Consider the following 26,550-nt stretch of genomic DNA (forward strand, 5'->3'; position numbering starts at 1 on the left):
CCATGATTCCAGCACTCAATGACCTTCTCCCCTCCTGACCTCAACTCAACAGAATCAAAAGGGGAGCCACCGGGCAGTTTATTCTTGTCAGGTTATCTCAGAAAAACAAAGGAGCCGTTACTTTCACCAATATTCAGTCGCTTCCTGACGCAGTCGAGATCCCGCTTTCTGAAGACTCACTATCGGAGTCAGACTCTAAAACTTCCCCCTCCGTCTGGATTTCCACCTTACGGTCCATACTGGAATTTTCAAGATACTGTTCAATACGCTGTCTCGACGTATCACTTAGTGGGTTATGCACTAAACCAACGAATAGATCCTGTGTATCCGGAATATCAAACAACTCATATCCCACGTCGGAAATATTATTATTATGTAATGCCACGAGCTCTAGCCCCTTGAGCGTACCTATGCCTGAAGGAACACTGGAAAGATTTGCGTTGCTCAGCATCAACTCGCTCAAACCTGCCATGTAGCCTATATGCGGAGCGACTGTAAGAGGGTTGTTTGCCAGGTTCAACAATGTGAGCGTTTCGATTCTGGACACCCCCTCAGCCGTGACTTCAGACAGTTTTAGAGCGCACCCGTCCAGTGTAAGTTCGCTTAACTGGCGCATTTGAAAAATTCCTGACGGGAACTCTTCCATTTTTATGCCAACGACCCCTAAAAATTGAATATTGGGAAAGCAATCAAGAAACGTGCCTATACGGACGTCCGGGTTTTTTACGGTCAATATCAACTCTGTTACATACTCAAATCTGGCGGACAATCTCGGTAATTCACCCGAAAAATCGACATAGTAAGAAAAATGAGACTCTCCCTCCCCCCATTGCGAAACCGACTTGCGCTGCCAGATATCTTGCAGCATTGCGCTGAACTGTTGGCGAGCCTGGCGTTGTTCGGCGAGTTTCAGCACATTCCCTTGGCCCGTCGAGGACGATTCAGCGGGCACCTCGGCACTCCAGACCGCCAAATCGCTGCGCAGTGTCGCGAACTCCTTTTCCAGCCGCGTCAACACACTGGAAAGCTGGCCGCCGCGGGACATGAATTTGGCCACCTCGTCCTCCGATAACGATGGATAAAGTTCACGCAGGCGCTGTACATCTGAAGTAGAGGGGGCGGGGTCAATATCACCACCGCCGCGCAGCGATCCCCTATCGCGCGGCACCAGGCCTTGACCATGCGTATCGATCGGGGTCGGTGGCAACCCGAGCGCCTCGCTGATACGTTGTCGTGATGGTAGAGGCTGCGTCCGGATTCGTCGCTGCAGCAACTTGCCCTCATCGGCAGACAAACCGAAGGCTTGACGCTGCGCAGGCTGCAAGGTCAACAGGAGTGCCGAATACACATCGCGCGCCCGCTGCGATTTGAGTGCGGCGCCATTTTCGATGACATAACCGTCGTCAGTGCGCACCAGAATGCGAGTTTTCTCAACTTCGGATTTTCCGACAGCGGCCAACAATTTGCCTCCCCTATCGTAGTGGCGAATCTCTATCGCCATGTCTCGCGGCCATTGGGACAAGTCGGCAATCATCAGTAGCGCCACGCTGTCGCTGTCCAGACTGGAGGCTGCCGGCAGGTAAATGCCCTCACATGCCCTCGCGATCCTGATCTCTCGCCACAGCAGCAAGGCGTCATTCATCATGGGGTCGGACATGCTCTGGTTACCTTGCACCCGCAATCGCTCGGAGGCACTCGCGTTACGCCAGATTTCCATAGCCGCAGTCTTCGGCAGGTTCGGAAAAACCCGGCGTATCTGCAGGGTGGTTTCGTTACAGTCCAGTTCGAACGCTTCTTCTCGAGCTTTGAATAGCTGCTCTGGCGCGTGCCGAGCCCAACGGGCCATTAGTTTGCGTAAACGGCCAACCCGTGAGTCCAGCGGCGTTAAACCGGATTGCGCGCTTGCCGTTGGTGCCAGCAGTTTTTCGAGCAATGCAGCATCCAGCGTCCTGACAACACAGGGGAGTAAGTCACCCCTGAACAGAGGGGTGCTTGCAACATCGACGCCATTGGCTTTCAGCAGCAATAACTGCAACTGAGGATCGGCCTTGACGTATACCGAGGGGTCGTCGCTCTCCAGATGGGTGACCAACTGCCGGATCTGCTGATCAAGCTTGAAGCGCCTGACCGTGTCTTCCAGCAGCGCAGGCGGGCGACGGGATCGGGCGTAGAGGCGATGCAGCAAATCATCATCGATACCACTCACTGCGAGAATGCGGGCGACGGTGGCATCGGAGAACATCGCGACTGACTGACCTAACCGTCGGAATAGCTGCGCGACCTGCCATTGCGCGGGGCGCTCGACAGCCTGGCCCCACGCGCCGGTGACAGTCTCCATCCTTGGTTGCTCCACGCAACGCCAGAATCCGCTGACGGGATCACGCTGAAGCCACGGCCCCGAGGGCGTTCGTTCAATCGACAGTGTTGCGCGCAGGTGGCCACTGGCGGGATCGCGAACCACTTGCACAAAGTGCTCATGGTCTACGGCCACGTATTGGCGCCGCTTGAACAGCAATGTTCCATCGGCCTCGGTATTCGGTATCCACGACGGTACCGGCGTATAAAACTCCTCCAGAGATCGGGCCATCGATACCGCGGCGCCGCTTGGCGAGTCAGGTTTGTGGGGATAAGGACTGACTTTGATGGCGGCAGTGGCAACGATTGGAGAAACATGTATCGGGCTGCCTGTGTGGGTTAGCACAGAGCTCGTAACTAAAGGGTGAGCTATCGGAGGGAGAAAAGTTTCGACGCGTAATGGTGGGTCAGGCGGCTGGATCCGTTTGCGAGAAACGGGGGGAACGGGTGCCGGTGGGTTTTTTGGCGTTTTGCCAACCATGGGATTTCATCCTTGAAATGTGGTTGCGAATACCCTGTATTCCGACAGGGTCAACGCATGACAGGCATGCAAATACTGCGTATCGCAAATACTTGATGAGCGAAATTCAGTTTAGTGGCATGCCTTTTGTAAAGCGGCATACATGTCTACCACATTCACCGCAAATTGAATGTTTCGGCGTTCAACCTCGTTCAAGATGGAAATAGCACTCTACCGAATCCGTGTTAATCGCCCCTGTGGATACAAACCAAGATAAAAGTTATAGATACGATTACCCGACTCCTCATTTCTCCGTCGGATGCTCCCCCAGCGGAACTGCTCCAACGCGTAGCCTTGTGGCGGCTGCACCTCCACGGTCACGCTGCTGTCATGGACGCCTCTGAAACATGTTTATTTTGATAATCGATATTGAGACAACCGACTAAACAAATAACACAACCGTCAAAAGATCGGTAAAGCGGAAAACGCAAGAAACATCCATACACTTATGATCACCAAGACCGACAAGTTAATTACCCGCGCGCAAACAGCAACTGCAAAACATTTCAACACTGGTCTTTACAAAAAACTCGGCATTTTCCAATGAAAACGAATGGCCAGCAGACGCAACAAAAATTCGCACACAGGTAATCAGAATGGCTCGCTCACCCGGCACATTCAAATACAGACACAGGATGTAGCAGCACGCGGCGGCAAAATCCACGCTGATTACGTGCGTTAGCACAGAGTTCAGAACTGTTGGCGTGTGGTTGCGAAGACTCCGTATTCCTACAGAGTCAACGCATGACAGACATACAAATTCTGCATATCGCAATACTTGACGAGCGAAAATTCAGTTTATCGGACTGCCTGCTTTAGTGCGGTACGCAAATTGAATGAGGCGGCACTCAACCTCGTTCAAGATAGAAATTGCGCGCTGCGAAATCGGTGCGAATCGCCAGTTTATGCTCCGTACCATGTTGATCAATGGCGCGAAACCGAAAGACTTTGTCACTTTTGAATTCAGGTGCAATCCTCGAATATTCGGAGAGAGCCTGCACAAACGTCAGTTCTCCATCCCGGTCATTTACCCTCACACTGTAAAGTTTCGAATCCCGCGTAATCGCATCACGGAAAAATGTAAAAGCAGTCGCGTCTCCGTTGTAGGGCAATGACAGTTGCACATGCGTAGCTGTTGGCCGAGCCAAAATACCGCTGAGATAATTCGTCGCGTATTCGTAAAGTTTATTAGCTGAAACAAACTTATAATTTTCTTCAGCCACTGCTCCATCGGCAATCCAGTCAACCAGTTTGATTTGCTGCCCGTTTGGATATAAACCAAGATAATAGTTAAAGATACGATTACGCGGCTCCTCATTTCCCCGGCGGGTCATATGCCAGCGGAACTGTTCCATCGCGTAGGCTTGTGGTGGTTGCGCCTCCAGCGTCACGCTGCTGTCATGAACACCGCCGAGCGCAGTTCCATTGGTGGTGATCGTCTGGCCTTGGAGGGAAAGGCGCGCGGCGATCTGGGTCGTCCCGGCACCCGACGACGACACCCAGAACGTGCGAACCTGGTGATGTAGAACGTCATCCTCCGCATCGTCATCGCCCCCACCCACGGTCGTGACCGCTGGTGCTTCCAGCGTGAATCGCCCTTGCTCGGCGCTTGCGGCCCAGCCAGCGCGCAGGGTTTTGCCGGTGGTGTAATGGATAAGCTCAATGCTATCCATGACTACGGCAGGCACATGTACTGGAGTTCCATTACTATCAACTCCGGTGACCAGAACCTGCACTTTTACCTGCATACGCCCATTGCCGAATAGAGTCTTGCTGCGGGTAGCGTCACTCGCATCAAACTTTACCTTGAAGCTGGAAATACCATCGAGAACTACCGACATGGCTTCCGCGGTCCGTGCTACGCCTAATTCTACATCCATGATGCAACTCCTTTGAATTCATGCTTGTTTCGATAATCGATACTGAGATAACCGATCAAAAAAATAACACGACCTTCAAAAGAGCGACAAACCTAAAAATGTAAGAAATATGCACACACTTATAATCGCCGACTATCGACTAGTTAGTCATCCGTTTACAAATAGCGACCACAGCAAATTTCAATGTTCGTCGTTATATACAAACTTGGGCATCTCCCAATGAAAACGGATCGCCAACAAGCGCAATAGAAAACCACCGAACAGTGTGATCAGTATTGCCTGCTCACTCGGCAAGTTCAGATACAGACACAGCATGTAGCACCACGCTGCGGCAAATGACACGCTGGCGTAAAGTTCGCGACGGAAGATCAGCGGAATATCATTGCAGAAGATATCGCGCAATATGCCACCGAACACTCCGGTAATTACACCGCTGACAGACGCCACCAGCATACCGTGGCCCATTTCCAGGGCGGTCATGCAGCCGATCAGGGTGAATGCCACCAGACCGACCGCATCGAGCACCAGAAACAGCGAGCGCAGGTGACGCATCCAGCGGGCGGTGAACACGGTGAACATCGCCGCCACTGATGTCAGTACCAGATACTCCGGGTGTTTGACCCACGTCAGCGGGTAATGCCCAAGCAGCACGTCGCGCACCGAACCGCCGCCCAATGCCGTGACGCAGGCGATCAGCACCACGCCGAACCAGTCCATGCCACGACGCCCGGCAGACAGGGCGCCAGTCATGGCTTCAGCGGTGATGGCGACGAGGTAGAGCATCAGCAACATGGTGGCGATCCTTGCAGGAAGGCGCGCAGTCTACTGACTTCGCCATGGCACCAAAAGAGGGCGATAGCGAAGTTCGCCAATCTCAGAACTTGATGAAATGCTTGCGGTAGTGCTGCAGCTCGGCAATCGATTCGCGGATATCGTCCAGCGCAAGGTGCGTGCTGCCCTTCTTGAAGCTGTCACGTACGTCCGGCGCCCAGCGCGCGGCCAGTTCCTTGAGGGTCGACACGTCGAGGTTGCGGTAGTGGAAGTAGCTTTCCAGCGCCTTCATGTGGTTATAAAGGAAGCGACGATCCTGGCAGATGCTGTTGCCACAGATCGGCGATTTGCCCTTCGGCACCCACTTTTCGAGGAAGGCGATGGTTTCGGCTTCGGCTTCGGCCATGCTGACGCGGCTGTCGCGTACGCGCTGGGTCAGGCCGGAGTTGCCGTGGGTGCGGGTGTTCCACTCATCCATGCGCGCGAGGACTTCATCGCTGTGGTGAATGGCGATCACCGGCCCTTCGGCGAGAGTGTTGAGGTCGCTGTCAGTGACGATAGTGGCCATTTCGATGATGACGTCGTTATCCGGATCCAGACCGGTCATTTCCAGGTCGATCCAGATCAAATTCTGCGGGTTTTGCATATTTCGGCTCCTAGGCAATGCTGCGCAGTTTAGCCTAGGCCGGTGGCCGGGCGTGCTAAACTCGCGGCCGTTTTACCTAATCGCTGCATTCTTCAGACGGAACACCCATGGCCAAACGCCAACTCAATCGACGTCAAAACTGGCGCATCGAAAAAATTCAGGGCGAGCGCGCCGCACGCGCCGCCAAACGCGAGTCCTCGGCTGTCGAGGCCCTGGAGGGCGGCGACCTGGGCCCGGAACAGACCGGCCTGGTGATTGCACACTTCGGTGTGCAGGTCGAAGTCGAGGCCAAGGACGGCGAACTCGCCGGCCAGGTATTCCGCTGCCACTTGCGCGCCAACCTGCCGGCGCTGGTGACCGGCGATACCGTCGTCTGGCGTGCCGGTAACCAGGGCATCGGTGTGATCGTCGCGCAACTGCCGCGTACCACCGAGCTGTGCCGCCCGGATAGCCGTGGCCAGCTCAAACCGGTCGCCGCCAACGTTGACATGATCGTCATCGTTTTCGCCCCGCTGCCCGAGCCGCATGCCAACCTGATCGACCGCTACCTGGTCGCGGCTGAACACGCCGGTATCCGGCCGCTGTTGCTGCTGAACAAATTCGACCTGATCGACGAGCAGAACGCCCCGGCGCTAAACGCGCTGCTGGCGGTTTACCGCACGCTCGGCTATCCGGTGCTGGAAGTTTCGGCGCACCACGGCAACGGCATGGAACAACTGCAACAGCAGCTCGACGGGCGCATCAGCGTGTTCGTCGGCCAGTCCGGCGTTGGCAAGTCGTCGCTGGTCAACAGCTTGCTGCCCGAGGTTGAAACCCGCGTCGGGCCGTTGTCCGAGCTGTCTGGGCAGGGCACGCACACGACGACCACCGCGCGTCTGTTCCACTTCCCCGGCGGCGGTGAGTTGATCGACTCCCCGGGTATCCGCGAATTCGGCCTCGGCCACGTCAGCCGCGCCGACGTCGAAGCCGGCTTCATCGAGTTCAACGACTTGCTCGGCACCTGCCGCTTCCGCGACTGCAAGCACGATCGCGAACCGGGTTGCGCACTGCTCAAGGCCCTGGAAGATGGCCGCGTGCAGCAGCAACGGATGAACAGCTACCGCTCGATCATCGCCAGTCTGCCTGAAAACGGTTATTAAACAGCCAACCCGGCAGCGCCTGTCTCAGGTGCTGCCGGTTGTCGGATCTTTCCCTACAAATTCCCTGTTTTTTTAAACATCAGATTTTTCTGTAAGGCCTGCGTACGCCTGCTTGCAGGACATTTCTCTTTTGCCGCGCACATCTTGTAGGCATTTCCCAGATGCCTACATTCGGTTCCTCCTTCGCACGTTCGCGACCTCCGAGGAACCCCATGCAAACCTACCATCTGTTCATCAGCCACTCGTGGAACCACTCCCACGGCCATGACAATCTGGTGCGCAACGCCGCACATGCCGAGTGCGCGTGGAACACCAACAGCATTGTCAGCGCGATTCGCCTGCACACGGCGGTGTAACCATGCGCAAGGGACTGTTTATCGGGATCAACGACTACAAACACATCTCGCGCTTGAGCGGGTGCAGCAATGACGCCATGGCCATGGCATCCGTACTGAAAACCGACGCCAATGGCGACCCCAACTTCAAGAACGTGGTGCTGACGTCCGCCGAGGATCACTTGAGCAGGGAGAAACTCGAAGACCAGATTCGCGAACTGTTTTCCGGTGACTGCAACGTCGCGCTGCTGTACTTCGCCGGGCATGGCGGCTTCGACACTGACAATGATGAAGGCATGCTGCTGCCTCAGGATTTCCGTAACCCCAAGGACGGCATCCGCATCAGCGACATCCTCAACTGGGCAGCCAAAGCGACCAGGATCAAAAACAAGGTGATCATCCTCGACTGCTGCCAAAGCGGCGCGGCCGGCGAGGTGCGCGCGCTGCGCAGTGAAAGCAGCGTGGTCGGCGAAGGCATGACGATTCTGACCGCGTGCAAAAAGGAAGAGCCGGCCATGGAAGGCGCGCAACACGGTGTGTTCACCGGGCTGCTGTTGCAGGCGTTGCATGGCGGCGCAGCCAATATTCTCGGCAAGATTACCCCCGGCAGCCTCTATTCCTTTGTCGACAATGCGCTCGATGCCTGGGAGCAGCGTCCGGTGTTCAAGACCAACGTCTCGCAGTTCATTTCCCTGCGCGAAGTCTCGCCGCTGATCCCCAAGGAGATCCTGCGCAAACTGCCGGAATGGTTTGCCGAAGCCGAATCAGTTTTCCCGCTCGATCCCAGCTACGAACCCACCGAAGCCACTTTCAATCCGGAACACGGCGAAGTCTTCGCCCAGCTGCAAAAGTGCAACCGCCACAGCCTGATCGAACCGATGGACGCCGAGCACATGTATTACGCGGCCATCCACTCGACCGGCTGCCGCCTCACCGCCCTCGGCGCCTATTACCGCGAACTCGCCCTCAAAGGACATTTCTGATGCCAGTCTTTATCAGCTACCGCCACATGGATCGCGCCCACGCGATGGCGATTAACAGCCGCCTGATCAGGGCCAACATCAAGACCTACCTTGACGTGCTGGACCCGGAATCGCAGACCACCGACGACATCACCGGGGTCATCACGCGCAACATCACCGAGTGCACGCACCTGCTGGCGGTGGTTTCGGAAAAAACCGCATTGTCGTGGTGGGTGCCGTTTGAGATCGGCGAGGCGACGATCAGCAATCGGCGGATCTGTTCCTTCAGGACCGGGCCAGCGGAGTTGCCGTTGTATCTGGACAAATGGCCGAAGCTGAGCACGGAGAGTGATCTGGATTTCTTTATTGATGCGTATCGTGAGGAGGTGTCGAACAAGCGGTCGATATCGTTGGAATCGATGAGTGAATCCGTCAAGGGCACCTACAAACGCAATGCCGACATGTTCCACGAACAACTGAAGAACCGGATTCGGCGCGGGTTCTGAAACATCGTCACCCTTGATGCCCCTCCCTAACCCTCTCCCGGAGGGAGAGGGACTGACCGAGGCGGATGTTCGAGTTACGCCGACGTGAAAGACCGAGTCGAACTCAGGTTTTGAACCGCATGAAGATCGGCTCCCTTTCCCCCTCGCCCCCTGGGGGGAGAGGGCTGGGGTGAGGGGGAAAGATCCAACGAACACAGCGAAGCACAAACCGACAGACACAAAAAAGCCGCGATCATCTCGCGGCTTTTTTGTGAATCACTGCTTCGGCGCGGGGGCCGGTGCAGTGGCCGGTGGCGCTGTTGGCGCTGTCGGCACTGGCGCCGCACTCCCCGGCTCAGCCGGTTTGGGCGCGGCGTCGTCGAACAGGTTCAGCCGTTCGCGCAGCTCGTGGGCAGGCACCGGTTGCTGATCCGCCGGCAAGGCGTTCGGGTCGACCGGGGTTGCCGGCGCGGCACCGTTCTGACCTTGTTCGGCCGGCTTCGCAGCGTCGGGGCCTTGCGCACCTTCGATGGCCGCCTGAGCCTTTTTGGTCAGCACCACGATATCGATGCGACGGTTGACCGGGTTGAACGGTTTTTCCTTGTCGAACAGTGCCGACGAAGCGTAACCGACCACCCGCGCCACTTGCGCGTCGGGATAACTGCCCGCGATCAGCGCACGCCGTGCAGCGTTGGCGCGGTTGGCTGAAAGCTCCCAGTTGCCGTAATCGCCGGTACCGATATACGGCTTGGCATCGGTGTGGCCGCTGATGCTGATCTTGTTCGGCACCGCTTTGATGGTGTCGGCCATGGCTAGCAGGATGTCTTCAAAGTACGGCTTCAGGCGCGCAGAACCCGAGTCGAACATCGGCCGGTTCTCGGCGTCCATGATCTGGATGCGCAAGCCGTTCGGCGTGATCTCGAAGAGGATCTGGTCCTTGAATTTCTGCAGTTGCGGGTTCTCGTCGACCTTGTTCTGCAGTTCTTGCAGCAACAGTTCCAGGCGTTCTTTCTCGACCATTTCGGCCATGCCTTCGACTTGCTCGGTGTCGACGGTGACCTTGTCCGGTTGCGGCTGGGACTTCACCTCGGGGTTAAGGGTGTTCTCCGGCGCCAGCGTCGGCGTACCGCCCAGATCGATGATGTATGGCGTGCCGCTTTCGGAGAAGCCGACCGGGTCTTTGAAGTAACCGGCGATAGCAATCTTCTGCTCCGGCGTTGCAGTGGACAGCAGCCACAGCACCAGGAAGAACGCCATCATCGCCGTGGCGAAGTCGGCGAAGGCGATTTTCCATGCCCCGCCGTGGTGCCCGCCGGCTATGCGCTTGACGCGCTTGATGATAATCGGCTGATTATTTTCCATGACTTAGCGACCGCGAACCGCTTGTTCGAGCTCGGCAAAGCTTGGACGGTGGGCCGGGTACAGAACCTTGCGACCGAACTCCACCGCCAGCGATGGCGGCATGCCGGAAGCGGAAGCCACCAGCGAAGCTTTAATGGCTTCATACACGTTCAGCTCTTCCTTGGCATCGTGGGCCAGGGAATGCGCCAACGGACCGAAGAAGCCGTAGGCGGCGAGAATACCGAAGAAGGTACCGACCAGTGCCGCACCAACGTGCAGGCCGATGGATTTCTGATCGCCTTCACCCAGGGAGGCCATGGTCACCACGATACCGAGTACCGCCGCAACGATACCGAAACCCGGCATGGCGTCGGCAATGCCGTTCACCGCGTGGGATGGGTGCTCGAGGTCTTCCTTGAGGCTGTACAGCTCCATGTCGAACAGGCCTTCCAGCTCGTGCGGAGCCATGTTGCCGGAGGACATGATGCGCAGGTAGTCGCAGATAAACGCGGTCATGCGTTCATCTTTAAGCACCGCCGGGTACTTGGCGAAGATCGGGCTCGCGGCGGCATCTTCGATGTCGCCCTCGATGGCCATCATGCCTTCGCGGCGGCTCTTGTTGAGGATCTCGTAGATCAGCCCCAGCACTTCCAGATAGAAAGTGTGGGTGAAGCGCGAACTGAACATGCTCAGGGATTTCTTGAGCACGTGCATCGTCATGTAGCTGGGGTTCGCCTGGAGAAAAGCGCCCAGTGCAGCACCGCCGATGATCAACACCTCGAAAGGCTGGATCAGGGCGGCAATTTTGCCGTGGGAGAGCACGTATCCGCCGAGCACGCTCGCGAATACGACGATGATGCCGATAATTTTAGCCATAGGTAGAAAGTACTTATTTAAGTCGGGTTCAAGGTCATATTCGGAAGTTAAAAAATCTCTTCTTCTACTTATCGGCAAAACTGCGCCAGACTATAGCCAGTTCAGGCGAAAAGCCAATTTAGCCCATGCCGGGCGCGTCTACAGTCAGTGAAGATCTTGTCCAGACATGGCTAATGAAACGAACGTCCCACACGCACAACCGACCACACTCGACGGCTGGGTAAAACTGCTCGACAGCGTTCTACTGCCCGTACCGCAGGAGGCGCACGACAAGGTCTGCCGCGCGATCCGCGACAATCGCAGCTCGCTTCGCGACATCGCCGACCTGATGCAAGACAGCCCGGCGCTGGCCTTGAGCATCATCCGTGAGGCCAATCGTCACACCCACGGCAACATGGCCACGCCGGCAGAAAATCTCGAAGTGGCGATCAATCGCCTCGGCCTCGCCCGCACCGAAGAATTGCTCGCGCGCCTGCCCGCCGTTCCGCAGATGCAGATCCCCAAGGCCCTGCGCCAACTGCAAATGATCAGCCAGCACGCCACGCAACAGGCCAACGGTTTTTTTGCCAGTCGCCTGGCGCGGCTGTGGCAGGACATTCATTGGGGTAGCCTGTTGTTCCTCTCGCCGCTGTGGCCGCTGGCGCTGACTTACCCGCAATTGCTTGAAGAGTGGGAGCTGCGGGTGATCCACAAGGGCGAATCGGCACGCACCGTCGAGAAGCAATTGTTTGGCGTGCGTCTGCTGGCAATCGCGCAAGCACTGGTGGCCGTCTGGCACCTGCCAATCTGGGTGCAACAGGGCTATAAACTGTTGCTCAGCGAGCACCGAGAACTGGTCAAAGTGTTGCGCATCGCCCGCGACAGCGAGCATCCGCTGCGCCAGCAAAACCGACTCGATGAGGACCCGACCCTGCGCCGATGGCTCAATCAGCCAGCCAATACCGTGTTGCTGGCCAACGGCCTGGCGCTGTCGGCGCAGCAGGCGTGGGACAGCCCGCACAGCGAGCGCTGGCAGTACCTGACCAGTCTTTATCTACAGATTTCGATGGACGAGGTGCAACAACAGCTGCACCAGCAAGCCGCCAACAGTGCGCGTCAGCATGCGATGCCTGACCTGTGGCACCCGGCCGTGTCGTTGCTGTGGCCGTGGGGTACGCGTCGCCTGCCCGCTGGCATGCTGCCTGCGGCGGCGCCCAATGCCGAAGATTTGACCCAGTGGCGCCGGCAATGCGCCGAACTGCTGGCCGAGCCGAGTCGCTTCACCAATGCCATGAGCCTGACCGTCGCCGCCCGCGACGCGCTGGTGGCCAGCGGCATGCGGCGGGTGATGATCCTGATGGCTGATCGCACGCAGTCGAACTTGCGCGTGCATCAAACCGTTGGCCTGCCGAAAGAAGCTGCGGCGCTGAATTTCGTCGTCAGCCAGAGCAAGGTCCTGCAACGACTGCTCGCGCAGCAGGCACAGGTGCGGATCAATCCAGAGAACAACGCGCAATTCTCCGCGTTGTTGCCGGCGGGTCTGCGCACGTTGTTCCGTGGCGAGCATCTGTTCCTGCGTTCACTGGTCAATAACGGTCGGGTGATCATGATCGTCGTCGCCGATCAGGGCGGCGGGCCGTTCGCCGATATCACCGTGCAAGCCTTTGGCAAAACCGCGCAGTGCATCGAAAAAGCCCTGCACAGCTTTAGCAGCCGTGGCCGATGAGGCTGCGCTACAATCCCCCCCTTTGTGCTCTGGAGACCTCACATGTCTGACTTCTCTGGCTTGCCGCTCGTTATCGAACCGAGCGACCTGCTCTCTCGCCTCGATGCCAGCGAACTCATCCTGGTGGACCTGACCAGTCCCGCCCGCTATGCCGAAGGTCATCTGCCCGGCGCACGCTTTGTCGATCCGAAACGCACCCAGCTCGGCCAACCGCCAGCACCGGGCCTGATGCCGGCGAAAGCCGATCTGGAAGCGTTGTTCGGTGAGCTGGGGCACCGCAAGGACGCGGTCTACGTGGTCTACGACGACGAGGGCGGTGGCTGGGCCGGGCGCTTCATCTGGCTGCTCGACGTGATCGGTCACGACAAGTATCACTATATAGATGGCGGTCTGCCGGCGTGGCTGGCGGAAGGTTCGCCGATGTCGATCCAGGTGCCACCCGCCGTCGGTGGGCCGGTCGCACTGACGCTGCATGAAGAGCCGACCGCCACTCGCGAATACCTGCAAAGCCGTCTCGGCGCTGCCGATCTGGCGATCTGGGATGCACGCGGGCCGCTGGAGTATTCCGGCGAGAAGGTTTTGGCTGCCAAGGCAGGCCATATTCCCGGCGCGGTCAATTTCGAGTGGACTGCCGGCATGGACAAGGCGCGTCAGTTGCGCATTCGCACTGACATGCCGCAGATCCTCGAAGACCTGGGGATCACCAAGGACAAAGAAATCATTACCCACTGCCAGACCCATCACCGGTCGGGCTTCACCTATCTGGTGGCCAAGTCCCTCGGTTATCCGCGGGTCAAAGGCTACGCCGGTTCCTGGGGCGAATGGGGCAACCACCCTGACACGCCAGTCGAGATTTAAGGTTTTTAAGGACAACTAATGAAAGAGCGTCTGTTTATCCTCAGCCAGTACCTGCTGCCTCATCACCTGCTGTCGCGCCTGGCCGGCTGCATCGCCGAGTGCCGCGTGCCCTGGTTCAAGAATGCCTTCACCACCTGGTTCGCCAAGCGCTATCAAGTCGACATGTCGCAAGCGCTGGTTGAAGACGTAACCGCTTACGAGCACTTCAACGCCTTCTTTACCCGTGCCCTGAAAGACGGCGCGCGGCCGCTGGACGAAACCCCGGGCGCGATCCTCAGCCCGGCAGACGGCGCGATCAGCCAACTCGGCCCGATCGAACACGGTCGCGTGTTCCAGGCCAAGGGCCACAGTTTCAGCGTGCTGGAGCTGCTCGGCGGTGACGCGGCCAATGCGGCGCCGTTCATGGGCGGCGAGTTCGCGACTGTTTACCTGTCGCCGAAGGACTACCACCGCGTGCACATGCCGCTGGCCGGCACCCTGCGCGAAATGGTTTATATCCCCGGCCGAATCTTCTCGGTCAACCAGACCACCGCCGAAAACGTCCCGGAATTGTTCGCCCGCAACGAGCGTGTGGCGTGCATTTTCGACACCGAGCGCGGGCCGATGGCTGTCGTGCTGGTCGGCGCAATGATCGTTGCTTCGATCGAAACCGTCTGGGCCGGTCTGGTCACGCCGCCCAAGCGTGAGCTGAAAACCTTCCGCTACGACGAAGCCGCCCGTGCACCGATTCATCTGGAAAAAGGCGCGGAACTGGGGCGCTTCAAGCTGGGTTCTACCGCGATCGTGCTGTTCGGCCCTGATCAAGTGAAGTGGGCTGAAGAACTGGTTGCCGGTTCGCCAGTGCAAATGGGCCAGGGCCTGGCACTGCCGAAAGCCTGATCCGACGAAACACGCCGATCCCCTGTAGGAGCTGCCGAAGGCTGCGATCTTTTGATTTTGTTTTTTACAAGCAAGATCAAAAGATCGCAGCCTTCGGCAGCTCCTACAGGTTAAAGGCCAGCACCTTCATTTGCTGCTATGGTTTTTGGCATGAGCCAAACCATCTCTCCTCCGCAACTACGCGCCACCACCCCGACGCAAACGCGCCTGTCGTTTTGCGAAGCCACCCCGCGCGATCTCAAGCGCTGGATCGCCGGCCTGCCCAAGGCCAACATCGGCGAAACTGCCCGTCAGTTGTACCAGGGCCTCGGCGAACTCAACCTATTGCTGACCCCCAGCGACAATCGCCTGCAACTGCTGGAGCTGCTGCGTCCCGAGGTGTATTTCGTCTGCCAGCATCTGGAGCGGCACTTTCTGCATCAGGCGATCATGCTCGACGAGCGTTCACGCAAGATCAGCAACTTGTGTCAGGCACTGCAAAGTCATCTGGCCATCGGCTACAAGCAGATCGTGCTGCGCATCGCGCCGAAATACAGCAAGGATCGTGCGGCATTGGTCAGCCTGGCCCTGCAACGGGCGACCCATGCACTCAAAGGCCAACTGGTGCGCGCGACGCAGTTGTACGGCTCGCCGCCAGAGCATCTGTGGTTCGAGCTGCATCAGCTGTATCGCACCGCGTGTGCATTGCAGCTGCAACAACGTCGCGTACACGATGATCTCGCCAGCCTGACAACCGAACTGAGCGTCGAACAGACTTACCTCGCCACACTGTTATTGGGCAGTGCCCGTTGCAATCAACTGCGCCAGAACCAGATCGCCCGACTCGCGGAAGTCCTGGAGCCGTGGAGCGCACTGCTCAAGCTCCATCCCGGCAGCCCGAACGATGGCTTGTTTGCGGTCAGCGCTGAAATCGACGCCGGCCCGCGCTATCGCAGTATGTTCCGCAACGAGCAAAAGGCCGGACTGCTCGGCTTTGATCCTCAGCTATTGGTGAATGCCATCGAAGCGCACCTACTGCGCCAGCACACCTCGACGCCGCTGGCCGTCCCGGCGGGGCTCAGTTTCGACACTCTGCAACATTTGCACGCGACCTGGGGTCAGGCGGCCGAGCGCAGTTTCCAGCGCACCGTGGGTCAGGGCAACCTGACCGTGTGTGTCGGCATGAGCGCCCTGCACTTCTTCCTGGGCGGCGAGCGTACGTTCAGCGATCTGCTGAAACATCCCGGCGCCCGTGCGGCAAACTTCAACAACGTGGTGGCCAAGGGTGAAAAGGACAGTTGGAGCCAGGCGTTCGACGCAGCGCCGCAGAGCAAGGCTGACGAGTTTTTACCCTACGAGGAAATCCAGTACGACCGTCTGGTCGAGGACGAAAACAGCACCGACAGCACGCCGCACTACCCGACTTATGCGTTGCCGGTAATCAATCACAGCCCCGGCGGATATTGCCTGGGCTGGCCGCAAGAGGTGCCCACCGAGCTGCAGGCCGGAGAAATGCTCGGGATTCAGGACAGTGTGAGTCTTGGCTGGAGCATTGCGGTGATTCGCTGGATTCGTCAGGTGCGCGGCAGCGGTACGCAGATGGGCATCGAATTGGTGGCACCGCATGCCGAGCCGTGCGGCCTGCAACTGGTGCGCTCGCGGGACGATCACAGCCATTACTTACGCGGATTGCTGTTGCCGCAGATCAGCGCGATCGATCTGCCAGCAACGTTACTGGCACCACGCTTGCCGTTTCAGGAAGGCAGCAAAGTGCTGATCAACACCCAGGGCGAAGAACACCGCGCCGGTCTGGATCGACGGGTGGCGAGTACGCACAGCTTCAATCAGTTTGCTTATCGCTCGCTGGAGGCCGCGCAGAATGGCGGGAGCGAGGAGGATTTTGATTCTCTTTGGAAGTCGCTTTAAAAACAAAAGATCGCAGCCTTCGGCAGCTCCTACAGGGAAATACAAATTCCTGTGCAGGAGCTGCCGCAGGCTGCGATCTTTTGATCTTTAGTTCACAGCAAATACAGAGGCAATACCCATCCCCTGTAGGAGCTGCCGCAGGCTGCGATCTTTTGATCGTTAAATCACAGCTGCCCGTCGCGATCGCGGAAACCCAGCAGATACAGCACGCCATCCAGACCCAAGGTCGAGATCGCCTGTTTCGCCGACTGTTTGACCAGCGGTTTGGCGCGGAACGCCACACCCAACCCGGCAATCGCCAGCATCGGCAGGTCATTCGCGCCGTCGCCGACCGCGATGGTTTGCTCCAGACGCAAACCTTCCTTGTGCGCCAACTCTTTCAGCAGATCAGCCTTGCGCTGCGCATCGACAATCGGCTCGATTGCCACGCCGGTGCACTTGCCGTCGACCACTTCCAGTTCGTTGGCGAACACGTAATCGATGCCGAGCTTGGCCTGCAACTGCTTGGCGAAGTAGGTGAAGCCGCCAGACAGGATGGCGGTCTTGTAGCCCAGACGCTTGAGTTCGGCGAACAGGGTTTCGGCGCCTTCGGTCAGGCGCAGCGAAGCACCGATCGAATCCAGCACGCTGACGTCGAGGCCTTTTAGCAACGCCAGACGCTCTTTGAAACTCTCACGGAAATCCAGTTCGCCGGCCATGGCGCGCTCGGTGATCTGCGAAACCTGCTCGCCAACACCGGCGGCCTTGGCCAGTTCGTCGATGACTTCGGCTTCAATCAGCGTCGAGTCCATGTCGAACACCGCCAGGCGACGGTTACGGCGGAACAGCGAATCTTCCTGGAAGGCGATGTCGACGTTCAGTTCCTGCGCGACACTGAGGAATTCAGCACGCAACGCCTGCGGATCGGCCGCTTCGCCACGCACGGAAAACTCGATGCAGCCCTTGCCCTTGTCGGCCGGGGTGTCCAGCGGCATGCGACCCGACAGACGGTCAATGTGATCGATGTTCAGGCCGTATTTGGCAGTGATCGAACTGACAGCCTGCAATTGGCCGGCCGTCACTTTGCGGGTCAACAGGGTGACGATGTGGCGTTTCTTGCCCTGATTACCTACCCATTGCTGGTAATCCTCTTCCGACACCGGAGTGAAGCGCACCTGCTGGTCGAGCTCGTAGCCCTTGAACAGGATGTCCTTGAGCACGGATTTGCCTTGCTCGGAGTCGGGAATTTCAACCAGGATGCCGAACGACAGGGTGTCGTGGATCACCGCCTGACCGATGTCGAGAATGTTCACGCCACCTTGGGCCAGAACACCGGTAATGGCCGCCGTCAGACCCGGACGGTCGACTCCCGTGATGTTAATCAGGACGATTTCGCGCAACGCGCACCCCCGCAACTGGAAAAAAACCGCATTCTACCCACTTTCAGTGACCATCGGGCACAGCGAGCGCTTTGCCGGTCTAGGGCCTGTCGCTATACTGCGCGTCAACTTCACGGACAAAAGAGCCGAGCTCAGTGAACCGGCCTACGCCAGTTAAAACCGATAACTTCTTCCTGCTGATCTTCCGTGCACTGCGCCACCGCCGTGTACCGATTGCATTGCGCATTGCCAGCCATAACGTGATCCTGGTCGCTCTGGCCCTGGTGATCTATGCCGGCGTGATGGGTTTGCAATTCAAGCAGGCCATGCACGAGCAGGCCGATGCGCTGGGCGAAAGCCTGACCACGCAGACCGCCACCTCCGCCACGGAGCTGTTGGTGTCCAACGACATCCTCAGCCTCAACGTGCTGCTCAATAACCTGACCAAGAACAAACTGGTGGCCCACGCGGCTATCTATAGCGTGGATAACCGCATCCTCGCCGAATCCGGTCAGCGCCCCAAGCACAGTCTGTTAGGCGAAGCCGAGGGCATGTACGAGAGCAAGATCACGTTCCAGGACGTGACTGCCGGGCAACTGCGCATCAGTCTGGACATGGATCAATTCCAGCAGCCGATGACCATCAGCTTGCAGAGCATGGGCATTCTCAGTGCAATTCTGTTGGCGCTGTCGCTGGCCTTGAGCCTGCGCATGGGCCGCTATCTGTCCACACCGTTGCTGCAATTACGCGTCTGGCTGCGCCGGATCGACGAGCACACGCCGGGCATAGAGCGTCAGGATGAAATTGGCGATCTGGCCCGTCAGCTGCACGCCAACTACGCGCCGGAACCTGCGCCCGAGCCTGAGCCAGAACCTGAATTCGAGGACGAGGACGAGGACGAGGACGACGAGCCGGAGTTCGAAGTGCGCAATCTGCGCGACCCGAGCTTTGACGAAACCCGTCCGTTGGCCGCGCACAAGCCTGCTCCGCGCCATGTGGTCAGCACCGTCGAAGACGATGATGACGACGACGCGTTCGCCGACCTGCGCGACGAGTCTTTGACTGCTGTCGCGCCACCGGCCGTGCGCAAAGCGACGCCGAACGTACCGCAACACACCGCCGTGCTGGCGGTGCAATTGGGCTCGCAAGAGCAACTGCGCCGTTTGCCTCGGGCACGTCTGGAAGAATTGCAGGCGCGCTACCGCGACTGTCTGGATCAAGCCGCTTCGTTGTACCAGGGCGAAATCGAAACCCTGAACGACGGCAGCACGCTGATGCTGTTCCACACCGAAGACAGCGGCGACGACTACCTGACCAACGCGATCTGCTGCGGCGAATTGCTGCGCGCACTGGGTCATCAGTTGCAAATCGAAGTCGCCGACAGCGGCATCACTCTGCAATTGCAGCTGGGCCTGACCCTTGGCGATGAGTTGTTCGGTTTGAGCCAGATCGATCTGCTGCTGACTGATTCGGCGCAGGATGCCCTGGCCCTGTCGCAACACAGCCGCAACCTGCTGCTGGTCGAGCGCAAGATCAGTGACGACGCGCTGATCCGTCAGCGTGCGCGGATCCGACCGATTGCCAGCCCTGAGGGCGCTTGCTGCGTAGAGCGGTTGATGGAGCCTTATCCATCAATGCTGGAGCGGCAACTGGCGCGGATGCATGAGCGTCGGGCTTAAGCCCTAGCCCTGATACACAGAAGCCCGCAGACGAGTGATTGTCTGCGGGCTTTTTTGTGGTCACCTGAAAGGATCTTCGAACGCGGAATCGGATCGTGTAGGAGCTGCGGCGAGCTGCGATCTTTTGATCTTGATCCTGAAGACCAGATCAAAAGATCGCAGCCTTCGGCAGCTCCTACAGGGTTCGCGTGTGTTATTCGTTCGTCCAGACACAACAAAGCCCGCACAAGGCGGGCTCTGTCTTGACTCGATCCAGCCTTAGAAGCGAAACACTTCCATGTCTGTACGAATCGGCGATGCCATCGGGATCTTCGGCTGCTTCTCGGCTTCCTCGGCCCGCGCTGCGGGTTTCTGCGCCGCTTTACGCGGTGCTTCCGCCACAGGAGGCTGATTGGCCAATGGCTTGAGCGCTACCGACAGTTGCTCGGCCAGACGCTGCAACAGAATGCCTTGCGCCTTCACTTGCGACGCCGTGCTTCCCAGATGCAACTCTTGCAGATGAACAATGCGGTTATCGCGCACCTTGCCGCGACGGTCGATCAAGCGCCATTGCGCATCGAGAATCGCCGGTTGCTTCGCACCGGAGTCCAGACGCGTGATGGTCAGCAACACCTGCACATCCGGGGTGAACCCGCCAGTGGCCGGTGCCAGAACGACACGCTGGCTGTCCAGATGACCGGAAACCTGACGCATCAGCAACTGATCAATATCCGACGAAAGGCTACCAGCCCAACGACCATCGGTCGCCGCTTGCAGGCTGCCATCCGGCTGACGTTGCAACAGGGTCTCACGTTGCAGGTAATCGGCTACGACTACCGGGCCCAGTAAAACCGCCATGCCCGCGCTTTGCGCGGGCTGAACCGGACTTCCGCTGTCCAGTTGATACAGCGACACCGGCTGGCGAACGCTGCAACCCGCCAGGCCAAGAACGCCAGCGAGTAACAAAATAAGTGGAAGGCGCAGCGCAGTCATCATCCCGTCCAGGTGGCCGCCACAAAGCTGACCACAGTGAAAATACTCAATAAATATGAAGAACGCTCGGCCACGCCGGCGCTTGAAAGGCCATATCATCCGTGAATATGCGTTCCGACTCCAGCGCCAAAGCGTCGATCTACGCGTTAAATCGTAGATCGAGCTCTCTAGGACGCCTAATTGAGGTTTTCGACGAGCAGCGCATCGACCCGCTGGAAGCCACGCGGAAGCTTGTTACCACGACGTCCGCGCTCACCTTTGTAGTGTTCGAGGTCGTCGGCCTTCAGCGACAACGTGCGTTTTCCGGCCTGCAACACCAGGGTGGAGCCTTCCGGAATGACCGCGATGTCCGTGACATATTCTTCGCGACTGGCGACACGCTCACCGGGAATACCGATGATCTTGTTGCCTTTGCCCTTACCTAATTGTGGCAGATCGCTGATTTTGAAGATCAGCAGGCGACCTTCGGTCGTGACCGAGGCCAGCCAGTTGTGCTCACGATCAGCCACCGGCCGTGGCGCGATGACTTTAGCGTTGTTCGGCAGGCTCAACAGCGCCTTGCCGGCCTTGTTCTTGGCTTGCAGGTCTTCACCTTTAACCACGAAGCCATAACCGGCGTCGGAGGCGATCACGTACAACGCATCGTCTTCGGGCATCAGCACACATTCAAACGTCGCACCCGGTGGTGGTGTCAGACGTCCGGTCAACGGTTCGCCCTGGCCACGCGCCGACGGCAACGTGTGCGCAGCGACCGAATAGCTACGGCCGGTGGAGTCAATCACCACGGCAGACTGGTTGGAACGTCCCGCCGCCGAGGTCTTGAAGCCGTCGCCAGCCTTGTAAGACAGGCCGGTGGCGTCGATGTCGTGACCCTTGGCAGAACGGATCCAGCCTTTTTCCGAGAGCACGACAGTGACTTTCTCGTTCGGCAGCAGATCGTGTTCGGTCAGCGCTTTGGCTTCGGCGCGCTCGACGATTGGCGAGCGGCGGTCGTCGCCATAGGTCTCTGCATCCTTGATCAGCTCGGTGCGCACCAGTTTCTTCAACTTGGCTTCGCTGCCCAGCAGGGCTTGCAGCTTGGCTTGCTCCTTGAGCAGTTCGTCCTGCTCGTCGCGCAGCTTCATCTCTTCCAGTCGCGCCAATTGACGCAGACGGGTGTCGAGAATGTAGTCAGCCTGGATTTCGCTGAGGGCGAAACGCTCGATCAGCTTGAGCTTCGGGTGTTCCTCGGTACGGATGATGTGAATCACTTCATCCAGGTTGAGGTAGGCAATCAACAAACCGTCCAACAGGTGCAAGCGACGCTCGACCTTGTCGAGGCGGAATTGCAGGCGGCGACGCACGGTCTGCACGCGGAATTCCAGCCATTCGACCAGCAATGCGCGCAGGTTTTTCAGCTGCGGCTTGCCATCCAGACCGATGATGTTGACGTTGACCCGGTAGGTCGACTCCAGCTCGGTGCTGGCGAACAGATGCTGCATCAATGCTTCGTGATCGACGCGGCTGTTGACCGGAATGATCACGATGCGGCACGGGTTTTCGTGGTCGGACTCGTCACGCAGGTCAGCAATCTGCGGCGCTTTCGACGGTTTGGCCTGCATCAGCGCGGCGATCTGCTCCAGCACTTTGGCCCCGGAGACCTGATGCGGCAGCGCGGTGACGATGATGTCGCCGTCCTCGACGTGGTACACGGCGCGCATGCGCACCGAGCCCTTGCCGGTTTCGTACATTTTCAGCAGGTCGGCGCGCGGTGTGATGATTTCCGCTTCGGTCGGATAATCCGGGCCCTGAATGTGTTCGCAGAGCTGTTCGACCGTGGCTTTGGGTTCATCGAGCAAGCGCACGCACGCGGTCGCGACTTCGCGCAGGTTGTGCGGCGGTACGTCGGTGGCCATGCCCACGGCGATACCGGTGGTGCCGTTGAGCAAAATGTTTGGCAGGCGCGCCGGCAACACCAGCGGCTCCTGCAGGGTGCCGTCGAAGTTCGGGCCCCAGTCCGCGGTGCCCTGGCCCAGCTCGCTGAGCAGCACTTCGGAATAGCGCGACAAACGCGCTTCGGTGTAACGCATGGCCGCGAAGGATTTGGGATCATCCGGCGCACCCCAGTTGCCCTGGCCGTCGACCAGCGTGTAGCGATAGCTGAACGGCTGGGCCATCAGCACCATCGCTTCGTAGCACGCCGAGTCGCCGTGCGGGTGGAACTTGCCGAGCACGTCGCCGACGGTACGCGCCGATTTCTTGTGCTTGGAATCGGCGTCCAGGCCCAACTCGCTCATCGCGTAGATGATCCGCCGCTGTACCGGTTTCAGGCCGTCGCCGATATGCGGCAGGGCACGGTCCATGATCACGTACATGGAGTAGTTGAGGTAGGCACTTTCGGTGAAGTCAGCCAGCGAGCGGCGTTCAACACCGTCCAGGCTAAGATCAAGGGGATTGCTCATGCAGGCCTCATCGGTTCGTTGTCTGGCGCAGCAGCATGGTGCCACCGCGCTGAGTAAATTCAAGTTTGTTCAGGGCGCTCATGCCGAGCAGCACCTGATCACCATGCAACCCCGGCGCCACCAGCGCGCGGACATCCCGCAGCACGATGTCGCCCAGTTGCAGGCGAGCGATTTTTGTACGATAGCCCTGGCTCAGGCCATTGGCCGTGCTCAGGGTCACACCGAAACCTTCTTCCAGCTTCAAACGCTTGGCCAGATCCGCCGGGATCGCTACATCGGTCGCGCCGGTGTCGAGCATGAACTCAACCGGTTCGCCGTTGATCTGACCGCTGGCGACAAAGTGCCCTTGGGCATTGCTCGCCAGTTTCACTTCGATAAATCCTGCGCCCTGCTCCGAACTCACGACGACGTTCGGATTCTGCTGGCGTTGTTCCCACTGACCAAAAAACCGCGTCGCCAGAAACAGTGCCGCACACCAGGCCAGAATCATCAGTACCCGGCCGGCGCGCTTGCCCGGCAGTTGCTGGCTCATGGCTTGGCGCTCCAGCCACCTTCCGGCGCTGCGAAGCGCCAGACGATCGGGCGGTTCTCGCCATCGGCACGCGGGCCGAAATTATTGTCGACGCCAATCCACGCGCCTTCAGCATCAACGATCAACGCTTCTTCCAGCCCATAGTTCTGTGAATAGCGGCGGTTTTTCTGCAAAAGTTCGGCGGCATACGACCAGCAGCGCTCGACCTTGGCCGTCAGCGAATCGCGACGGCAAATCTGGAAGGCATTGCGCTCGAGGGTGAACAGCTTGCCGTTGAACAATGACAGGTCGGAAAAATCCCGGTCGACCGCTTTGGCTTTGGGAAACTGCGCCGGCTGCATTTCCTTGCCGCCTTCGCTCACCAACACACAGCGTCCGTCGCAGTCCCACACCGTCTGCTGGCGCTTGATCAACAGCAAGCCACGGCTTTGGCGCTCGGCAGCCAACCACATCTGATCGCCCGCCGGATTGATCGCCAGACCTTCGAATATCGCGTTGAATTTCTGCAACATGCCCTTGGCTCGCGCTTCGCGAACCAGCATCGGCGAGATCTTCAGCCAGTTTGCCGGGCCGCTGACAGGCAACTGCAACACCGCTGCATGCCCCTCGCTGACGAGGTAGCGATTGCCGGCGCTGTCGCAGCTGATGCCTTCGAAATCCAGATCGCCGCCGCGCACGAACGACGCTGCCCAGTTGCGCGAACGCAAACCCCACGGCAACCCGGTCTCGGGCAATTGTGGCACGTCGATGTGCACGGTTTCGGCCTGCCAGGTGGTTTGCCGCGTATCGAGGCGATAGATCTGATCATCGTCGCGGTCGGACACCGTCCACAACTCGTTGCCACACTGCGCCAGCCCCGACAGGTTGCCGCCGCGCATGCCGTCTACCGGATGTTCGGACAGCACGCGCAACTCCGGCACCGGCTCGGCAAACGCCGAAACAGAGCTCAGGAGTAACGCACACGCCAGGGCAAAGCCAACCCGCATCAACCAAGAACCTCGGCCAGGTTGCCTTTGGATTCCAGCCACGACTTGCGATCGCCGGCGCGTTTTTTCGCCAGCAACATGTCCATCATTTCCGAGGTTGCGTCGAAGTCTTCCAGGGTCAACTGCACCAGACGCCGGGTGTTCGGGTCCATGGTGGTTTCACGCAGTTGCGGCGGGTTCATTTCACCCAGACCTTTGAATCGGGTGACCTGTGGCTTGCCGCGCTTCTTCTCGGCGACCAGACGGTCGAGAATGCCGTCGCGCTCAGCCTCGTCGAGGGCGTAGTAGATCTCTTTGCCCAGGTCGATTCGGTACAGCGGTGGCATCGCGACGTAGACGTGACCGGCATCCACCAGCGGGCGGAAATGCTGGACGAACAACGCGCAGAGCAAGGTTGCGATGTGCAGACCGTCGGAGTCGGCGTCGGCGAGGATGCAGATTTTGCCGTAGCGCAGTTGGGCGATGTCGGCCGAGCCTGGATCGACACCGATGGCCACGGCGATGTTGTGCACTTCCTGACTGGCGAGCACTTCGCTGCCGTCGACTTCCCAGGTGTTGAGGATCTTGCCGCGCAACGGCAGGATCGCCTGGAATTCCTTGTCCCGCGCTTGCTTGGCGGAACCGCCGGCGGAATCACCTTCGACCAGAAACAGTTCGGAACGCATCGGGTCCTGCCCGGCGCAGTCGGCCAGTTTGCCCGGCAGTGCCGGACCCTGGGTGACGCGTTTGCGCTCGACTTTCTTGCTTGCTTTCAGACGACGGCCGGCGTTGTTGATCGCCAGTTCGGCCAGCGCCAGACCGGTTTCCGGGTTGGCGTTGAGCCACAGGCTGAACGCGTCCTTGACCACACCGGAAACAAACGCCGCCGCTTCACGGGACGACAGACGCTCTTTGGTCTGGCCGGAGAATTGCGGCTCTTGCATCTTCATCGACAGAACGAAGGCAATGCGCTCCCAGACGTCTTCCGGCGCCAGCTTCACGCCGCGCGGCAGCAGACTGCGGAATTCGCAGAATTCGCGCATCGCATCGAGCAGGCCCTGACGCAGACCGTTGACGTGGGTACCGCCCTGCGCCGTCGGGATCAGGTTGACGTAGCTTTCCTGCACCGCGTCGCCACCTTCCGGCAGCCACAGCAATGCCCAATCGACCGCTTCTTTATTACCGGCGAAAGCTCCGCAGAACGGTTCGTCCGGCAGGCGTTCGAACTCGCTGACAGCGTCGACCAGATAAGAGCGCAGGCCGTCTTCGTAATGCCACTCGATTTTCTCGCCGGTGCCTTTGTCTTCAAAGCTGACCAGCAGGCCCGGGCACAACACAGCCTTGGCCTTGAGCACGTGCTTGAGGCGGCTGATGGAGAATTTCGGTGAGTCGAAATACTTCGGATCCGGCGCGAAATACACGCTGGTGCCGGTGTTGCGCTTGCCAACGGTGCCGACGACTTCAAGTTCGGTGGCCTTGTAGCCATCGGCGAACGTCATCTGGTACTCGTTGCCATCACGCTTCACGCGCACCCGGACTTCGGTCGACAAGGCGTTGACCACGGAAATACCCACCCCGTGCAGACCGCCGGAGAACTGGTAGTTCTTGTTGGAAAACTTGCCGCCCGCGTGGAGCTTGGTGAGGATCAGCTCAACGCCCGACACACCTTCTTCAGGGTGGATGTCGACCGGCATGCCGCGGCCATCGTCGCTGACTTCCAGCGAGTGGTCGGCGTGCAGGATGACCTGCACCGATTTGGCGTGGCCGGCCAAGGCTTCGTCGACGCTGTTGTCGATGACTTCCTGGGCGAGGTGGTTCGGCCGACTGGTGTCGGTGTACATGCCGGGGCGTTTACGCACCGGGTCGAGGCCCGAGAGGACTTCGATGGCGTCGGCGTTATAAGAGCTAGCGCTGGGAGTGGCCATAGGGTCTCGTCGTCAGTCATT

General features: G+C 58.9%; 21 protein-coding genes and 1 pseudogene. 9 read left to right on the forward strand and 13 right to left on the reverse strand.

Annotation, left to right across the window (positions count from 1 at the left end; translation table 11 throughout):
- Positions 1-133: 133 nt before the first annotated feature.
- From ICA15_RS18310 to orn, 5 genes and pseudogenes are all read right to left on the reverse strand, one after another.
- Positions 134-2,587 (reverse strand): leucine-rich repeat domain-containing protein, encoded by a 2,454-nt coding sequence (locus tag ICA15_RS18310; protein WP_210554261.1) that lies wholly within the window; start codon positions 2,585-2,587, stop codon positions 134-136.
- 807 nt (positions 2,588-3,394) lie between these two features.
- Positions 3,395-3,542 (reverse strand): annotated as a pseudogene (locus ICA15_RS18315) (trimeric intracellular cation channel family protein); the annotation flags it as partial.
- A 181-nt stretch (positions 3,543-3,723) separates the two neighbouring features.
- Positions 3,724-4,755 carry a hypothetical protein gene (locus ICA15_RS18320; protein WP_210554262.1) on the reverse strand — a complete coding sequence of 344 codons (1,032 nt, stop codon included), beginning with the start codon at positions 4,753-4,755 and terminating at the stop codon, positions 3,724-3,726.
- 180 nt (positions 4,756-4,935) lie between these two features.
- The gene (locus ICA15_RS18325) at positions 4,936-5,547 is read right to left on the reverse strand and encodes a trimeric intracellular cation channel family protein (RefSeq protein WP_150602643.1); all 612 of its coding nucleotides are present in this window, start codon (positions 5,545-5,547) and stop codon (positions 4,936-4,938) included.
- 82 nt (positions 5,548-5,629) lie between these two features.
- Positions 5,630-6,172: an oligoribonuclease gene (gene orn, locus ICA15_RS18330; RefSeq protein WP_150618010.1), complete on the reverse strand. Its 543-nt coding sequence runs from the start codon at positions 6,170-6,172 to the stop codon at positions 5,630-5,632.
- 107 nt (positions 6,173-6,279) lie between these two features.
- On the opposite strand from orn, the gene rsgA reads away from it, so the two are divergent.
- The 4 genes from rsgA (at position 6,280) to ICA15_RS18350 (ending at position 9,114) form a co-directional block, all read left to right on the forward strand.
- Positions 6,280-7,311 carry a small ribosomal subunit biogenesis GTPase RsgA gene (gene rsgA / locus ICA15_RS18335; protein ID WP_150602645.1) on the forward strand — a complete coding sequence of 344 codons (1,032 nt, stop codon included), beginning with the start codon at positions 6,280-6,282 and terminating at the stop codon, positions 7,309-7,311.
- Between the two features lie 212 nt (positions 7,312-7,523).
- Positions 7,524-7,667, forward strand: coding sequence for a hypothetical protein (locus ICA15_RS18340; protein ID WP_191626423.1), 144 nt, complete (start codon positions 7,524-7,526; stop codon positions 7,665-7,667).
- Between the two features lie 2 nt (positions 7,668-7,669).
- Positions 7,670-8,629, forward strand: a complete 960-nt coding sequence (locus ICA15_RS18345; protein WP_210554263.1) for a caspase domain-containing protein — start codon at positions 7,670-7,672, stop codon at positions 8,627-8,629.
- Positions 8,629-9,114: a toll/interleukin-1 receptor domain-containing protein gene (locus tag ICA15_RS18350; protein WP_210554264.1), complete on the forward strand. Its 486-nt coding sequence runs from the start codon at positions 8,629-8,631 to the stop codon at positions 9,112-9,114. The genes ICA15_RS18345 and ICA15_RS18350 overlap by 1 nt, the downstream gene beginning before the upstream one ends.
- Positions 9,115-9,369: 255 nt before the next feature.
- Here the strand turns inward: ICA15_RS18350 and motB are convergent, their stop codons facing one another.
- Positions 9,370-10,455: a flagellar motor protein MotB gene (motB, locus tag ICA15_RS18355; protein ID WP_210554265.1), complete on the reverse strand. Its 1,086-nt coding sequence runs from the start codon at positions 10,453-10,455 to the stop codon at positions 9,370-9,372.
- 3 nt (positions 10,456-10,458) lie between these two features.
- Complete coding sequence (gene motA / locus ICA15_RS18360; protein ID WP_150594024.1) at positions 10,459-11,310, reverse strand: flagellar motor stator protein MotA; 852 nt, start codon at positions 11,308-11,310, stop codon at positions 10,459-10,461.
- 166 nt (positions 11,311-11,476) lie between these two features.
- On the opposite strand from motA, the gene ICA15_RS18365 reads away from it, so the two are divergent.
- The 4 genes from ICA15_RS18365 (at position 11,477) to ICA15_RS18380 (ending at position 16,657) form a co-directional block, all read left to right on the forward strand.
- Positions 11,477-13,015: an HDOD domain-containing protein gene (locus ICA15_RS18365; RefSeq protein ID WP_210554266.1), complete on the forward strand. Its 1,539-nt coding sequence runs from the start codon at positions 11,477-11,479 to the stop codon at positions 13,013-13,015.
- A gap of 42 nt (positions 13,016-13,057) precedes the next feature.
- Complete coding sequence (gene rhdA, locus ICA15_RS18370; protein ID WP_210554267.1) at positions 13,058-13,873, forward strand: rhodanese-like domain-containing protein; 816 nt, start codon at positions 13,058-13,060, stop codon at positions 13,871-13,873.
- Positions 13,874-13,891: 18 nt separating this feature from the next.
- Complete coding sequence (asd, locus tag ICA15_RS18375) at positions 13,892-14,752, forward strand: archaetidylserine decarboxylase (protein WP_150602651.1); 861 nt, start codon at positions 13,892-13,894, stop codon at positions 14,750-14,752.
- 150 nt (positions 14,753-14,902) lie between these two features.
- A complete protein-coding gene (locus ICA15_RS18380; RefSeq protein ID WP_210554268.1) occupies positions 14,903-16,657 on the forward strand; it encodes a molecular chaperone in 1,755 nt (584 codons plus the stop codon).
- Between the two features lie 164 nt (positions 16,658-16,821).
- Here ICA15_RS18380 and serB read toward each other — a convergent pair whose 3' ends face one another.
- Entirely contained in the window at positions 16,822-18,036 is a 1,215-nt protein-coding gene (gene serB / locus ICA15_RS18385) for a phosphoserine phosphatase SerB (RefSeq protein ID WP_150617558.1), read from the reverse strand.
- Positions 18,037-18,170: 134 nt separating this feature from the next.
- Here serB and ICA15_RS18390 point away from each other — a divergent pair, with 134 nt between their 5' ends.
- The gene (locus tag ICA15_RS18390) at positions 18,171-19,694 is read left to right on the forward strand and encodes an AhpA/YtjB family protein (RefSeq protein ID WP_210554269.1); all 1,524 of its coding nucleotides are present in this window, start codon (positions 18,171-18,173) and stop codon (positions 19,692-19,694) included.
- Positions 19,695-19,952: 258 nt separating this feature from the next.
- On the opposite strand, the gene ICA15_RS18395 is transcribed toward ICA15_RS18390, so the two are convergent.
- From ICA15_RS18395 to parE, 5 genes are all read right to left on the reverse strand, one after another.
- Entirely contained in the window at positions 19,953-20,666 is a 714-nt protein-coding gene (locus ICA15_RS18395; protein WP_210554270.1) for a membrane integrity-associated transporter subunit PqiC, read from the reverse strand.
- A 176-nt stretch (positions 20,667-20,842) separates the two neighbouring features.
- The gene (gene parC, locus ICA15_RS18400) at positions 20,843-23,107 is read right to left on the reverse strand and encodes a DNA topoisomerase IV subunit A (RefSeq protein WP_150602656.1); all 2,265 of its coding nucleotides are present in this window, start codon (positions 23,105-23,107) and stop codon (positions 20,843-20,845) included.
- Positions 23,108-23,114: 7 nt separating this feature from the next.
- A complete protein-coding gene (locus ICA15_RS18405; protein ID WP_210554271.1) occupies positions 23,115-23,639 on the reverse strand; it encodes a TIGR02281 family clan AA aspartic protease in 525 nt (174 codons plus the stop codon).
- Complete coding sequence (locus ICA15_RS18410) at positions 23,636-24,625, reverse strand: esterase-like activity of phytase family protein (RefSeq protein ID WP_210554272.1); 990 nt, start codon at positions 24,623-24,625, stop codon at positions 23,636-23,638. The genes ICA15_RS18405 and ICA15_RS18410 overlap by 4 nt, the downstream gene beginning before the upstream one ends.
- Complete coding sequence (gene parE, locus ICA15_RS18415; RefSeq protein WP_150602659.1) at positions 24,625-26,529, reverse strand: DNA topoisomerase IV subunit B; 1,905 nt, start codon at positions 26,527-26,529, stop codon at positions 24,625-24,627. The genes ICA15_RS18410 and parE overlap by 1 nt, the downstream gene beginning before the upstream one ends.
- Positions 26,530-26,550 lie beyond the last annotated feature (21 nt).

This window comes from Pseudomonas sp. P116, assembly GCF_020149425.1.
Lineage (GTDB): Bacteria > Pseudomonadota > Gammaproteobacteria > Pseudomonadales > Pseudomonadaceae > Aquipseudomonas > Aquipseudomonas anatoliensis.

Bases quoted from the DNA above. Each gene is read 5' to 3' on its own strand.
- ICA15_RS18395 (WP_210554270.1), bottom strand. From the start codon at position 20,666: ATGACTGCGCTGCGCCTTCCACTTATTTTGTTACTCGCTGGCGTTCTT.
- rsgA (WP_150602645.1), top strand. From the start codon at position 6,280: ATGGCCAAACGCCAACTCAATCGACGTCAAAACTGGCGCATCGAAAAA.
- ICA15_RS18410 (WP_210554272.1), bottom strand. From the start codon at position 24,625: ATGCGGGTTGGCTTTGCCCTGGCGTGTGCGTTACTCCTGAGCTCTGTT.
- ICA15_RS18350 (WP_210554264.1), top strand. From the start codon at position 8,629: ATGCCAGTCTTTATCAGCTACCGCCACATGGATCGCGCCCACGCGATG.
- ICA15_RS18405 (WP_210554271.1), bottom strand. From the start codon at position 23,639: ATGAGCCAGCAACTGCCGGGCAAGCGCGCCGGCCGGGTACTGATGATT.
- ICA15_RS18340 (WP_191626423.1), top strand. From the start codon at position 7,524: ATGCAAACCTACCATCTGTTCATCAGCCACTCGTGGAACCACTCCCAC.
- asd (WP_150602651.1), top strand. From the start codon at position 13,892: ATGAAAGAGCGTCTGTTTATCCTCAGCCAGTACCTGCTGCCTCATCAC.
- ICA15_RS18380 (WP_210554268.1), top strand. From the start codon at position 14,903: ATGAGCCAAACCATCTCTCCTCCGCAACTACGCGCCACCACCCCGACG.
- orn (WP_150618010.1), bottom strand. From the start codon at position 6,172: ATGCAAAACCCGCAGAATTTGATCTGGATCGACCTGGAAATGACCGGT.
- ICA15_RS18325 (WP_150602643.1), bottom strand. From the start codon at position 5,547: ATGTTGCTGATGCTCTACCTCGTCGCCATCACCGCTGAAGCCATGACT.
- motA (WP_150594024.1), bottom strand. From the start codon at position 11,310: ATGGCTAAAATTATCGGCATCATCGTCGTATTCGCGAGCGTGCTCGGC.
- ICA15_RS18310 (WP_210554261.1), bottom strand. From the start codon at position 2,587: ATGGCCCGATCTCTGGAGGAGTTTTATACGCCGGTACCGTCGTGGATA.
- parE (WP_150602659.1), bottom strand. From the start codon at position 26,529: ATGGCCACTCCCAGCGCTAGCTCTTATAACGCCGACGCCATCGAAGTC.
- motB (WP_210554265.1), bottom strand. From the start codon at position 10,455: ATGGAAAATAATCAGCCGATTATCATCAAGCGCGTCAAGCGCATAGCC.
- rhdA (WP_210554267.1), top strand. From the start codon at position 13,058: ATGTCTGACTTCTCTGGCTTGCCGCTCGTTATCGAACCGAGCGACCTG.
- ICA15_RS18345 (WP_210554263.1), top strand. From the start codon at position 7,670: ATGCGCAAGGGACTGTTTATCGGGATCAACGACTACAAACACATCTCG.
- ICA15_RS18365 (WP_210554266.1), top strand. From the start codon at position 11,477: ATGGCTAATGAAACGAACGTCCCACACGCACAACCGACCACACTCGAC.
- ICA15_RS18320 (WP_210554262.1), bottom strand. From the start codon at position 4,755: ATGGATGTAGAATTAGGCGTAGCACGGACCGCGGAAGCCATGTCGGTA.
- parC (WP_150602656.1), bottom strand. From the start codon at position 23,107: ATGAGCAATCCCCTTGATCTTAGCCTGGACGGTGTTGAACGCCGCTCG.